We start from the raw sequence: 14,029 nt of genomic DNA, 5'->3' as shown, positions 1-14,029 counted from the left end.
TGGGGATAACAGCGATCAGAAGGTTATTCTGCCATCGAAGTGCGCAGTGTAAATAAGCTTTAGTTCAATTTATATAAATACAGAGAAGGAGGGGATATCTTTGACAGAGAACACATCCCTTTTGCTTGAGGAACAGGAGAAGAACATCGCCAGGGCTGAGAATGGTGTTCAATCCGAATTAACATATGATGCACGCAGTTTTTTCCTGAACGGAGAGCGAGTATTTCTGAACAGTGCCACGATCCATTATTTCCGCATGCCGAAGGAGGAATGGCGTGAGGTTCTGCTGAAGGCGAAGCTGGCAGGCATGAACTGTATCGACACCTACTTTGCGTGGAACGTGCATGAACCGGAAGAAGGACAGTGGTCCTTTGAAGGGGACAACGATTGTGGGGCTTTTCTGGATCTGTGCGCAGAACTGGGCATGTGGGTCATCGCGCGTCCGGGTCCGTTTATCTGTGCGGAATGGGATTTTGGCGGTTTTCCATACTGGCTTGGTACGAAGGACGGTGTGAAGTTCCGGGAGAATAATGAGACGTATCTGCACTATGTGAATTTGTATTTTGACCGGATTGTGCCGATCATTCGGGAGCGCCAGTTATCTGCCGGGGGCACGGTCATTCTCGTCCAAGTGGAGAATGAGTATGAGTACCTGATGGATGACGCCGCCGCAAGTGAACATATGAATACGCTGAGGGATGGATTGTTGCAACGTGGCATTGACGCTACGCTGATTACATGCGTTGGCGGGGCGGAAGGCACGATTGAAGGGGCTAATTTCTGGTCGGGTGCTGACGGGCATTATGAGAAACTTCGAGCCAAACAGCCGGACACCCCGAAGATGGTCACGGAATTCTGGACCGGATGGTTCGAGAATTGGGGAGGGCCTTCGGCTATTCAGAAGACGGCGCCTTTGCTGGAACGACGCATCATGGAGATTCTGCGTGCCGGGTATACCGGAATCAGCTATTACATGTTCTACGGCGGCACGAACTTTGGTGGATATGGCGGAAGAACGATGGGTAGCAGTGACATTTTCATGATTACGTCTTATGACTATGATGCACCGCTAAACGAATATGGTCGGGTGACACCGAAATATGCGGTAACCAAAAATCTGTCTTACTTCGTCCATGCTTTCGGGGCCTTTCTGATGGAAACAGAGGAAATTCCAGAAGAACAGATCGTTGTACGTCATCCTGAAGGCATATCTGTACGAGGCAGACAGGCGGACAACCAGAAGATTTGGTTCCTGGAGAGTCACAAGGATGAACGCGAGACGATGCACATTACGCTTGAAGAAGGGCGTACTCTTCCCGTATCGCTGAATCCGGGACAGATTGTTCCATTGCTGGATCGAGTACAGATTGCGGATCAGGTATACCTGACTGCGGGCACGATGATTACAGGCAATGAAATGATCAACGGAGAATTGAACCTGTTCATCGTGGCCTCAGCAGGGCAGCGTTCCATAGTTGAATTGGAAGCCGTGAACTTGAACGTCATGGACAGTTCGGTGCAAGTGCTGGTCGAGCATGATTCAGCAAGGAAAGTACACCGCTTCGACCTGTTCCATTTCCAGGAGCCGGGAATGATCCAACTGGAAGCAAACGGCACACCGATCCGTTTCGTCATTCTGGATCAAGAGATGATGAATCGAACATGGCGATTGGAAGCAACCAATCAGAAGGGACTACGTTATGCAATCGGGTTCGATGACGTGGACGTGTTGCCATCGGGTCAGGTCAAGGGCATGATCACGGATCCGGATCGCACGATTACGCTGCTTGGTGACTGGACAGATGGAGAACGGACATTAACAGGTCACGAATTCTTTGCCAGCGAGGAGTCTATTGCAGATATACAGCAGCAGCTTGCGTGGAGATCACCGAGTGCGCCGACGTTATCTGCTTCGCCTGAGCTGTCTCGTATTACGTTAACGGCGAAGCAACGCTCGGCGAGTGGACAACCGGAAGACTTTTCCCGGTATGGACAAGATTTTGGTTATCTATTGTACGAATGCGATTTCGAGAGTGCAACCGAAGGGATGACCAGTCTCATTTTGCCAGATATTCAGGATACCGCCAGGATTATTGTCAATGGAGTACAACAGGTACTGGTTCGTCAGGTAGGTGCCGCAGGAGTTCAGTTGCAAGTAGTCCAAGGGAAGAACACACTTCAGATTCTGGTGCAGCATATGGGCAGATTGAACTTCTCTCCGTATTTGGGTGAGAGCAAAGGTCTGGCTGGTGCGGTGTATCTGGGTGGCCAGGTTCAGGATATTCGTCGGGATTGGCATACGGAGAGTAGACTTGTGCATCTCGATGAGGTGAACGCTATACATGGGGCGCCACTTCTGAGCAGAAGCTTTACGCTGGATGGTAGGGATCGGGCGATACTGGTGGGTGCCTTGAGTAAAGGCCTTCGTATCAATGGCATTGAAGTTCCGATGGAGGGATATCAGGATTGGTTTGCCTTCCAGACACTAGACATTTCCTTGTATATCAAGCCCGGAGAGACGAATACACTGGAAATGCCGTATAGCCGTTCCTCACTGAACCGACTGGAACTGATCACGTATCCAAGTCAGGGAGAACTGAAGGATTGGCGTATGGCAGGAACGGATGCCTTACTTCCGGAACAATGGGAGAGCACTGAAACAGGGCAAGAACTGGCTCAACTTAGCGTACAGGGGTCAATCCTGCGTACGGCACAGTCTGGTGTCGCCAAAAGTGGCAATGGGAATGCCAACCCGGTGACCTATACCTCAGACGGTGGAGGCTCAAGTGCTGCGGTGGGCGAGAAGTCTCAGCCCACATCTAATGCTCCTCAAGCACAAGGCTTGCATGGTCAGCCTGTCTGGTACCGCTGGCACTTCACCAAGCCTGTAGTATCCGAGCATCATAAGGTGAACTTGATGCTTCGTCTGACCGGAATGAGCAAAGGAACCATTCACCTGAATGGCCATCATCTGGGCCGTTACTGGCAGATTGGTCCACAAGAGGATTACAAGATCCCGGTAGCTTGGTTACAGGAAGAGAATGAATTACTTTTGTTCGATGAAGAAGGCAGAACACCAACACATGTACGTTTCCTGCTGGATGCATTATCCCGTTATCCGTGGGTTATGGTGGAGTAGTTCATGTATTAGTCGGTAGTTGTCTTACCCATATCGGACTATGGCGGGGAACGATAATTGAACCGGAAGAGTTCAAGTTGGAGCATTTTTTAGAGAAGTAAATTAGGTCGAGAAAGCAGCATCACATACCGCATAAGTTTACCTTTTTATCGCAACCATACCACCTCATTTTCTTAGCCCAATTTACCTGAGTTTGTGAGTCATCTGATTCAGTCCTCTGAGTGAATTAGGCTAAGGGAATTGGGGAACTATGGTTATCAGATTTTTACAATAAGCGAGATAAACATTGCAACTTTAATTTTGTAACCGTTTACATATGAAATGATTGTTCATCCATGATCTGTGAAGGGAGTGATGCTTCATGTAATTGGAATTTGAACAGTAGTCCGTAAGGTTGTTAAGTCTAATTCATTATTTCATTCGATCATGGATAAGGAGATGACCTGATGTTAACGAAGAGGAAAGACAGAGCAAGAGGACCTAGCGTTTTCAAGGCTGGAATGATCCTTCTGCTTGGAACATTACTTCTATTAACGATGTTATTCCCCAATACAGCGAGAGCGGCGACAAGTGTCTATACGATATCCGCCTTCACGAACACAAGTGAGTCCAATATGTATATCTACGAATCCTATAATGCAACACATTATGGTTTGCTAAAAGGGCCAGCCTATACACCTCCGGCCAATCTGATTCGCGATCCCAGCATCATGAAACACACCGATGGTCTGTATTACGTCGTCTACACCACGAATTGGTCGGGTAACACCATAGGCATCGCTTCCAGCCCCGACAAAGTGAACTGGACATTTGTTCGTAACATTACTTTATCCACACCTGCCACAATCGCACACACCTGGGCACCGGAATGGTTCAAAGACAGCAACGGCAGTCTGAACGTTATTGTGTCCCTCTCACCAGGCAACTATGAGAATTTCAAACCTTATGTCATTACCGCTGCAGGCAGCAATTTAACATCTACCGCATGGTCTGCACCTACTGAACTGGCAGGCATTGCTCCCAATTATATCGACACGTTTATTGTGAAGACAGGCTCTACCTATCATGCTTTTACCAAGAATGAGACCACCAAATACATTGAATATGCGATAGCCACTTCGCTAACGGGTCCTTATACCTTCAAAGGTACAGGAGATTGGGCAGGTTGGGGATCTTGGGTAGAAGGTCCGGCGCTTGTTCAGCTGGATAATGGTTCCTGGCGAATCTACTTTGACGGCTATGCGACACAAAAATATTATTACAGCGACTCTGCTGACAACTTCCAGACCTGGGGTGCCAAACAAGAGATTGCAGGTCTTACCGGACTGGTCCGACATATGACCGTATTGAAAGAGTCAGGACAGCCGGGTGATATCCGCAAGTTGGAGTCATTCAATGTACCGGGAAGCTTCATTCGTCATTACAACTATCAGGCGCGAATCGACGCCAATGTGAGTCCGGCGGAAGATGCACAATTCCGTATTGTTCCCGGGCTGGCGAATGCAACAGGCATTTCGTTTGAGTCCATGAATTATCCGGGTTATTTCCTGCGCAATACTAATGGCAACATTACACTCGTGAAAAATGACGGCAGCGCTACCTTCCGAAATGACGCCACGTTCAAACGTGTCAATGGACTTGCTAACACCAGTTGGACATCGTATGCCTCGTTTAGTAACCCGAACCTGTATCTGAGACATTACAACAATATGCTGAAATTAGAAGCTGTCGTTACTGCCCTCGATAAGTCAGACGCGACCTTCCGAGAGGTCGCACAATAATAGGTCTTCGTTTTCTAAGTTAAACTATACATTTACACGATAACGGAGAGGTCAGAAATAACTTGAAGAAGCGAAGCGTGCGCTTAAAAGCTTTCTGAAAGAAAGCTGCATCGGAAGCATACGCTATCCCCGGATTTTCCCTTTAAAGAATAATTAAAAATCTGGGGATAACAGCGATCGGAAAGTTGTTCTGACATCGGAGTGCAAGTGTAAATCACAAGGAGTGAAGTGGATGAAGTGGTTAAAACGAATGAGCTCGCTGCTGCTGGCAGGAAGTCTGCTAACAAGTAGTCTGGGACTGGGTTCAGAAGTGTCTGCTGCCGGAGCATACACGGCTGTTGCCGATCCATCGAAGCAATATCAGACGATGGAAGGATGGGGAACATCCCTCGCGTGGTGGGGCAAAGTGGTTGGAGAATATTCCAATCGGGATGAGTATGTAGAGAAAATGTTCAACGCGAATACCGGACTGGGGCTGAACATCCTGCGGTATAACATTGGAGGCGGAGATAATCCATCATCCAATGTTCTTGAATATCGCAAAGCCGTTCCTGGTTACCAGCCTTCTCCAGGCGTGTATGACTGGAATGCAGATGCAAACCAACGATATATGCTGCAGGCTGCCAAAGCGCAAGGTGTAAATATCATCGAAGCTTTTGCCAATTCCGCACCTTACTGGATGACGATCAGTGGCAATGTATCCGGTTCGGCGAGTGGTGGGAACAACCTCAAGCCCGATTACTATGATGATTTTGCCGATTACTTAACCGAGGTTGTGAAGCATTTTCGGGATAACTGGGGAATCACATTTGATAGTGTAACTCCACTGAATGAACCGATCTCGACGTGGTGGAAGCAGGGCAACGACCAGGAGGGCATGCACTTTGACCGGGCGGATCAGAACACCATTTTGAGTCAGCTACAAGCTTCTTTGAATGCGAAGGGCCTGTCCACGAAGCTGAGCGCACCGGAAGAATACAGTATCGATGATACCAATGTGTCGTTCAACAGCTACAGCAATGCGGTTAAATCAGCGATTACTCAAATTAATACCCATACGTATGGTGGAAGCAATCGTACGGCTTTGCGCAACACAGCGACTTCTGCGGGCAAACATCTGTGGACCTCGGAATATGGCGATGGGGATGCAAGTGGACTTACGATGTCACGTACCATCCTCAAGGATATTCGCAATATGGGCGCAAGTGGATGGGTATATTGGCAAGCCGTGGATAGTGCTGACGGATGGGGATTCTTCAAGAACGTGTTGAACAATACGCAAACGACCAGCTACACCGTGAACCAAAAATATTATGTCATGGGCAACTACAGCAAATTTATTCGTCCCGGATACAAGATTATCGGCATGAGTGATACCAACACCCTTGCGGCTTATGATGCAGCTTCCGGCAAAGTCGTGTTGGTCACGACCAATTCGGAATCGACGGATACAACGGTAACCTATGATCTCAGTCGTTTTACGAACACAGGCACGTCTGCTCAGGTATATCGGACCTCTTCGACTGAGAAGTTGCAGCAACTGACCAATATTTCGGTGCAAAACAAAACCTTTACGGCTACGGCCAAGGCTAACTCGGTCACAACTTACGTCATTTCCGGTGCATCTTATAATGGGGGTACAGGATATGAAGCCGGCGCCATCTACAAATTAATCAACCGCAACAGCGGACTTGCACTTGATGTAAACGGTGCTTCTACTACGGGTGGGGCAACGATCATTCAGTGGAATGATAACGGAGCAGCCAACCAACAATGGAAGCTGGAGTCAGCTGGTAATGGATATTACAACATCCGTAATGTAGGCAGCGGGCTCTTGTTAGACGTGAATTCGAGTTCCACACAAGGTGGAGCCGCTCTGATTCAGTGGCAGGATAACGGGGGCGACAATCAGCAATGGCTGCCCATTGATGTGGGAGGATATGTGATGCTTGCGAATCGTAATAGCGGCCTGACGGTGGATATCAATCAGGGGTCTCTGACCGCAGGTGCCTCTACCATTCAGTGGGCCGACAATGGCGGAGCCAATCAGCAATGGAGACTCGTCAAAGTGAATTAGACTTGTGGTCATGAAATAACGTTCTTATGTATCCTTCTTTCTTGGAGGTGCAGTGTCCTAAGTAACACTGTTTCCTCCAGGAAAGTAGCTATTTTAAACATATATATATATATGTTCATTCACCTGACTTGTATTTAACGAAAGCGGGATAGGGCGAACCTGCTGATGTCCTGATCCGTGTGCCCCGTTTGCACCAAATCGGATAATATTTGCCCAATGGCACTTGCGAACTTGAAGCCATGACCGGAGAAACCGCCTGCCAGCCACACGCGTTCATGGGCAGGGTGTCGGTCGATTATGAAATCTTCATCCGAAGTGAATTCATACTTGCATACACTGCCACGCTTCAATTCTCCAGCTGCTTGCGGCATATGAAGCTGAAGCAATCTTCGAAGATCACCCTCATCCGTTTCTTCCGTACCAAAAGGTGCCATTGTACTTCCAGGTGTCCACACCTGACCCGTATCATGACGCCCCATCTTCAGTCCTGATCCGCCAATGCTTGGGAATCCATAATATATACCTTCTTTTCCTGCCAGTGTAAAACCGGGGAAGTGTGCTTCGCCATACAAGGCTTCAGGTGCATCAAACCATCCAACCGTTTTACGTACAGCCTGAATCGGGAGATCCACGAAGGGCTTCAACGTCTGGAACCAGGCACCAGCGCTTAGGATGATGTGATTTGCATGGTATGTCTCACCACTCGAAGTTTGAACTGCAACGGAATGTGGTCCGCATTCAATATGTTCTACGCGAGTATGAGTTAACAAGGTTGCACCATGAGACTCGGCTGCCTTGCGAAAGGCACGAATACAGGGTTCACTATATAAATAACCTGCATCAGGCTCATACATGCCCTCGTAATGTTCAGGTACGGTAATCCCTGGCCAGCGTTTCATCACCTCGGCTGCATGCAATATTTCATAACGAATGCCTGCATCGTCTGCATGGCTCAACCGGTTGTGGAAGGAATGAATCTCCGGATCAACCATATTCAGTACACCAGATGGAACAAACAGTGGATCGCCAGTCGTTTCCTCCAGCTCATGCCATAACTTCTGCGCAAGCAATGCCATAGCGATATAGTCAGGCCCACCACTATACACATGGCGCATCAGTCTTGTATCTCCGTGATGACTTCCTTCCGTATGCGGAGGATCAAAGGCATCTATTAATAGGGTTTTGCATCCACTGCGCGATAGATAGTATCCTGCACTCATGCCCATGGAACCGGCTCCAACGATAATAACGTCATATGATGATGTGATGATGGCACGTCCTCTCCGTATGTATCCTTTTCTACAGTAATGCCTTAATAGAATATATTAATCGTAAAAGCTAGATGGTGGCAAGTGTAGTAGAATGGACTTCTACAATGGATGTTGCAAAGGAGACCAAGCATGAGTGAGCAATTCAGTTTTGATCTATTTCCATTAATTCAAACAGAACGATTCATCCTCCGGTCGGCAGAGGCTAGAGACAACCATGATCTGCTCGCGTTATATTCGGATGAAGCTGTGGTTCAATATATGCCATTTACTCCTTTTGAATCCTTGGAGGATGCACAGGGTGAGATGAAATGGTATAAGAAGATTTTTAAGGAACACACGGGCTTACGTTGGATGATTGAAGACCGTGAAACTCGTAAAGTGATCGGAACCTGTGGGTTCCTGAACTATGAAGATGTACATAACCGTGCTGAGATCGGATACGACTTGTGCTCCTCTTTCTGGGGTCGCGGAGTCATGACGGAAGTGGCCCATGCCGTGTTACATTTTGGATTCACGCATATGCAACTCAATAAGATCGAAGCTAAGGTTGAACCGGAGAACGAGGCATCAATTCGCCTGCTACACAAGCTTGGTTTTCAGAAGGAAGGTTTGCTTCGGCAGCATGAGTTCGAGAAAGGCAGATATATTGACCTTGCGGTGTTCTCCAAGTTACGAAGCGAAATATAGGCAAGATAGCCCACAAGGATTCCAATGACACCATCTCATTCCAGATCCGTAAGGCTTGTCCCTCTGAATGAGCCCGTGCTATATTGGAGAGATGTGAGGAGATGAGGATATGAAGCTGGTGTCCTGGAATGTGAATGGTTTAAGGGCATGTGTGACCAAAGGATTTATGGATTATTATCAGGAGAGTCAGGCGGATATTTTCTGCCTTCAGGAGACTAAATTACAAGCCGGACAGATTGAGATGGACCTGGGGGAAGACGTTTATCAATATTGGAATTATGCGATCAAAAAAGGTTATTCCGGTACGGCTGTATTTAGCCGAATCAAGCCGATATCCGTTCGTTACGGGATGGAGGAGGACAGCGAGCCAGAAGGCCGGATGATTACGCTGGAGTACGATGAGTTTTATCTGGTGAACGTGTATACACCAAACGCCAAGCGGGATCTCACCCGGCTGCCCTATCGTCTGGAATGGGAGGACCGATTCCGGGGGTATATTCTGCAACTGGAGCAGATCAAACCGGTTATCGTCTGTGGTGACCTGAATGTGGCTCATCAGGAGATCGATCTGAAGAATCCGAAGCCCAATCTGGGCAATTCCGGCTTTACCCTTGAAGAGCGTGGCAAGATGACCGATTTGCTTGCTTCCGGGTATGTGGACAGCTTCCGGCATCTGTATCCGGATCGTACGGATGTGTACAGTTGGTGGTCTTATATGCCGAAAGTCAGAGAACGGAACGTGGGCTGGCGCATTGATTATTTTCTCGTATCCAATCAATTGGCACCCAAGGTGGCGGATGCACATATCGACTGCCATGTGATGGGCAGTGATCATTGCCCGGTGGGTCTTACATTGCAACTATAGGTAAGGATCGGCGTGAGATGGATTGAGCTAAGAAACTTAGAATACAAGTGTAGATGAACTGCAAGTTTCCTAGATGGGAGATTTGCAGTTTTTTTGGCGTTACGGGTAGGGGATTGAAACTGGACTTTGGTTGGGGAAAGGACTGGACTCTGGATTGTTTCAATCCTGCTATTTCTTGGGTACGATTGAAGCATACATATATAGATGAACCTTTGGGATAAGGGGTAGAGAAGATGAAGAAGGGGTTACGGAGAGGGTTAAAGGTGCTGGGAGGCATGATGCTTGCCACAGGACTTATACTGCTGGCAGGTACAGCGTATGAAGCGTATCAATCCACGCAGGATATGAAGTCTTATCCCCCGCCAGGCAAGTATTATGAAGTGAGTGGTCGCAACATGCATCTCTACACCGCTGGCAGAGGAGAAGTTACGGTGGTTTTTGCCTCAGGCTGGGGTACACCCAATCCGTACGTGGATTTCAGTCCGTTGTATGACAAGTTGAAATCCAAGGTGAAAATTGCGGTATACGATCGGTTTGGGTACGGGTACAGCGACTATACGAATGAACCTCGTGATGTCGATACCATCTCGGAAGAGATCCACCAATTGCTGCGAACATCCGGGCAACGTCCACCATACATCATGGTAGGTCACTCTCTGGGTTCCTTGGAGACACTCCGGTTTGCGCAAAGATACCCTGATGAGGTGGCTGGCATGGTCATGATCGATGGAGGCAGTCCTGAATATTACAGTACGGTGGAGATGGATACGCCCGAATGGTATTTTGCTTCAGCTCGATTCCTGGTGAAAACAGGCGTAGCGCGTACACTGCTTCATTCGGATCGGATGATGGCAACGCTGGTCATTGACCCGAAGTTGGTTTCTACCCCAATGAAAAAAGCCGCCACCATTTCTACACTGAAGCATGCTTACAATGATAACGTCATGGATGAGATGCGTCACGCCAAGATCAATGCATCACGTGTGCTGGAGAACAAAAAGCAATTTTCTTTTCCACTGACAATCCTGACGGCCGGATCAGATCAACCAAGTAAGGGGAGCCGGGCATGGCAAGCAGATCAAGCAAAATTTGCTTCATGGTCCAAACAAGGAAACCAGCGGCTTGTTCCTGACGCCGAGCATTATATTCATAACAGTCAGCCGGATCTTGTCGCTGCCGAAATCATGAAATTAGTGACAACGTCGAGTGACCTATGAGTAACATGATTCCACAAATACATGAAGAACAGGATGAGGAGGAGGGCTGGATGAAAAAGTTTAAAGTGATCACCCGATTCCTGTCCATTCTCATAGCCAGTTGTCTGTTGTCTTTAAGTGTATTATCTGTATCTGTGATATGGGTCAAGAATAACGTTCATGCGGTACCTGTAATTGAGTCGTTTGAGCGGGATTAGCACATAAAACGAATAATAAGGAGTGGTATCGGGATGGTGAAGAGAAGGAAGTACATATTGGCCTGTGCGGCACTGGCGATGATGGTGGCCTTGAGTGCTTGCAGCAGTGCAGCAGAAGAACCGACAGGTGATGCAGAGAAGGTGGACACCGAAGTTTCCTCCGGAACGGGTGAACAAGCGACCAATGAAGAAGTGAGCGAAGCAACAACAAGTGGAGTGACAGAGACGGAGGGTACAACTGAGCCAGCCGAATCGGATTCAGATAGCAGTGAGGAGGTCACTGCTGGAACGAATGAGTTGCCAGGGAATTTGCCAAGTGACTTCCCCCTGCCGGAAGATGCAACCATTCGTTTAGCCAATTCCGGTGAGAATGAAGGCAAGCAATCGGCCATGGTGATCTTCACCACGGAACAAGATATGAAGACCATATCCAAGCTGTACAAAGATTACTTCGATGCCAAAAAGTTGACGGATGCGGGTCAGACGATTGATGACAAAAATATTATTATTCAGGGAACTGACCCGGAAACGCAGGATGCCTGGTCCTTAATTGGAGGGGCATTAGCGTCACAGGAAGGCGTCATTGAACTGACATTGACCTGGTCAGAATCATAGGGAGAATATAAGACTATTGTCCTCTTCTGCTTTCTTTCCTCCTATAATAACGAATCAACGCCAAAATACCTTGCATGCGGAGCCGCATTATTGCTACACCGCTGCAAGGTATTTTTATTTCGAACTGGAAACCTGACAGGTTACATGGTATGTTATATCATTATAATAGATTAATAGACAACTATAGAAGAAGACAGGAGAGGATTGAACATGATTAGAGTGGGTATTGTTGGTTACGGTAACTTGGGTAAAGGGGTAGAGAAAGCCATTTCCCAGAATGAGGATCTTGAACTGATTGCTGTGTTTACACGTCGTAATCCGGAGCAGATGGTCGCTGAAAGCACAGAAGTTCGCTTTGAGCATATCTCTGCAGCGGAGCAATACATAGGCAAGATCGATGTTATGATCCTCTGTGGTGGCTCGGCAACGGACCTTCCGGAGCAAACACCAGCCATCGCCAAGTTGTTCAATACAGTAGACAGCTTCGATACACATGCCAAGATTCCTGAATTCTACAAGGAAGTGAATGCTGCGGCAGAGCAAGGCGGTCATGTAAGCGTCATTTCCACAGGTTGGGACCCAGGCTTGTTCTCCATGAACCGTCTGCTTGCACAGTCCATCTTGCCAGAAGGAAAAGAGTATACGTTCTGGGGCAAAGGTGTTAGCCAAGGTCACTCGGATGCTATTCGTCGTGTTCCAGGTGTTAAGGCGGGTGTACAGTATACTGTACCTGTGGAAGAGGTTATCAACCGTATTCGTGCAGGAGAGACACCAGAGCTGTCTACACGTGAGAAACATCTGCGTCAATGTTATGTGGTAGCTGAAGATGGCGCCAATCAGGATGAGATCCGTGAGACGATTGTATCGATGCCTAACTACTTTGCGGATTACGATACTACTGTAACGTTCATTACTGAAGAAGAATTAAAATCCGAGCATGAAGGTATGCCGCATGGTGGATTTGTAATTCGCAGTGGTGTTACAGGTGCCGGTCAAAAGCAAATTATTGAATTCGGTCTGAAACTCGACAGCAATCCTGAATTTACAGCGAGTGTACTTGTAGCGTATGCGAGAGCCGCACAACGTTTGAGCGTGGAAGGACATAAGGGAGCGAAAACGGTATTTGATATTCCGCTCGGTCACCTGTCCCCGAAATCGGCTGAAGATCTTCGCCGCGACTTGTTATAATTCTGCTTCATTTCTGTAGTTTCAATAAAAAACAGCTCGTCCCTAGATGTATAGGACGAGCTGTTTTTTGTGTTGTGTTACACCCAGTGTGAGGGAATGTTGAGATGATCAGGTAACTTGGTATTAACATTACCTTTGGCTGCATTAATCTGCGATTGCGTGAGGAAGATGCCACCTCTCAGGTCTGCACCGCCGAGATCCGTATCCCGTAAGTCCGCACCAATCCAATCGGCATTTCGTATATCTGCATTTTGGAGGTTGGCTGCGATCATTAAAGCCCCTCGGAAGCTTGCGCCCCGCAGGTCAGCCCCTTTTAAGTTGGCACCAAAAAAGTCACTTCCGGTACGTTTTTTATTCTTCTTCGACTTCCCTTGTCCATGAGCGGCGGCTGGCACATTCGCACGTATCATTTCACTGGCCTGAACCAAGAGTTGATTCACCGAGGAACGATAATGAACGATGTCCAGACGCAGGAGAGCCGCAGGCTCCAGATTGCTCAAGCGCTCGATCTCCTCATATAACTCACCGAATGCCGAGTGAAGGGCTGATGTCTCCGGTCTCATCATCATTTCCTTCATATAACTGAGCAACTCGTGAATTTGTCGCAATGCAGGCAGACAATCAAACATCTCCTTTGCAGACTCCGGATGATCACGCCAATCCTTGCCCGCGTAGGTTACTTGAGACAGCTTCTGTCCAGCTCCGAAACAGTCATATACCGTACAGCCTTTGAACCCTTTCTGCCGAAGCTGGGTATGGATACCGCAGCGATTGTCCGTGCGCAGATTGGGACAGGGTGTGCCGCTGGCCTTTTCAAAAGCAAAATCAGATGACTTGCCATAGGGCAAGGCAACACAGCACAGGCCAAAACATCGCTCGCAGTCTGCACTCAGATGAGGACTCGCAGTACTGACAAATGGTTGGTTAGACAATGTAAACACTTCCTTATACGAGTACAAATAAATGGAATTACGTCTGTACCACTTTACCAT

At 47.9% G+C, this 14,029-nt stretch carries 11 protein-coding genes; 9 read left to right on the top strand and 2 right to left on the bottom strand.

The window, feature by feature from the left end; genetic code table 11:
• The first annotated feature begins 100 nt into the window (after nt 1-100).
• From MKZ12_RS22145 to MKZ12_RS22135, 3 genes are all read left to right on the top strand, one after another.
• Nucleotides 101-3,139 (top strand): beta-galactosidase, encoded by a 3,039-nt coding sequence (locus MKZ12_RS22145; protein ID WP_339256722.1) that lies wholly within the window; start codon nt 101-103, stop codon nt 3,137-3,139.
• 446 nt (nt 3,140-3,585) lie between these two features.
• Nucleotides 3,586-4,920 (top strand): glycoside hydrolase family 43 protein, encoded by a 1,335-nt coding sequence (locus MKZ12_RS22140; protein ID WP_339256720.1) that lies wholly within the window; start codon nt 3,586-3,588, stop codon nt 4,918-4,920.
• A gap of 232 nt (nt 4,921-5,152) precedes the next feature.
• Complete coding sequence (locus MKZ12_RS22135; RefSeq protein WP_339256718.1) at nt 5,153-6,997, top strand: RICIN domain-containing protein; 1,845 nt, start codon at nt 5,153-5,155, stop codon at nt 6,995-6,997.
• Between the two features lie 134 nt (nt 6,998-7,131).
• Here MKZ12_RS22135 and solA read toward each other — a convergent pair whose 3' ends face one another.
• On the bottom strand, nt 7,132-8,265 hold the full coding sequence (gene solA, locus MKZ12_RS22130) for an N-methyl-L-tryptophan oxidase (protein WP_339261491.1): 1,134 nt from the start codon (nt 8,263-8,265) through the stop codon (nt 7,132-7,134).
• Between the two features lie 132 nt (nt 8,266-8,397).
• Between solA and MKZ12_RS22125 the strand changes: the two genes are divergently transcribed.
• The 6 genes from MKZ12_RS22125 to MKZ12_RS22100 all read left to right on the top strand — a co-directional run bounded on the left by MKZ12_RS22125 (nt 8,398) and on the right by MKZ12_RS22100 (nt 13,037).
• On the top strand, nt 8,398-8,955 hold the full coding sequence (locus MKZ12_RS22125) for a GNAT family protein (protein WP_339256716.1): 558 nt from the start codon (nt 8,398-8,400) through the stop codon (nt 8,953-8,955).
• Between the two features lie 109 nt (nt 8,956-9,064).
• Nucleotides 9,065-9,820, top strand: coding sequence for an exodeoxyribonuclease III (locus MKZ12_RS22120; protein WP_339236583.1), 756 nt, complete (start codon nt 9,065-9,067; stop codon nt 9,818-9,820).
• Nucleotides 9,821-10,053: 233 nt separating this feature from the next.
• Nucleotides 10,054-11,037 (top strand): alpha/beta hydrolase, encoded by a 984-nt coding sequence (locus MKZ12_RS22115; protein ID WP_339256713.1) that lies wholly within the window; start codon nt 10,054-10,056, stop codon nt 11,035-11,037.
• A gap of 50 nt (nt 11,038-11,087) precedes the next feature.
• Nucleotides 11,088-11,234 (top strand): hypothetical protein, encoded by a 147-nt coding sequence (locus MKZ12_RS22110; RefSeq protein WP_339236578.1) that lies wholly within the window; start codon nt 11,088-11,090, stop codon nt 11,232-11,234.
• A gap of 33 nt (nt 11,235-11,267) precedes the next feature.
• Nucleotides 11,268-11,849, top strand: coding sequence for a hypothetical protein (locus tag MKZ12_RS22105; RefSeq protein WP_339256711.1), 582 nt, complete (start codon nt 11,268-11,270; stop codon nt 11,847-11,849).
• A 204-nt stretch (nt 11,850-12,053) separates the two neighbouring features.
• Nucleotides 12,054-13,037, top strand: a complete 984-nt coding sequence (locus tag MKZ12_RS22100; protein ID WP_133385759.1) for a diaminopimelate dehydrogenase — start codon at nt 12,054-12,056, stop codon at nt 13,035-13,037.
• 77 nt (nt 13,038-13,114) lie between these two features.
• Here the strand turns inward: MKZ12_RS22100 and MKZ12_RS22095 are convergent, their stop codons facing one another.
• Entirely contained in the window at nt 13,115-13,969 is an 855-nt protein-coding gene (locus MKZ12_RS22095) for a pentapeptide repeat-containing protein (RefSeq protein WP_339256709.1), read from the bottom strand.
• Nucleotides 13,970-14,029: the final 60 nt, after the last annotated feature.

Source organism: Paenibacillus sp. FSL R5-0713 (genome assembly GCF_037973325.1).
Lineage (GTDB): Bacteria > Bacillota > Bacilli > Paenibacillales > Paenibacillaceae > Paenibacillus.
The sequence above is the reverse complement of the archived record's forward strand: the minus strand, read 5'-3'. Positions and strand labels throughout refer to the sequence as shown.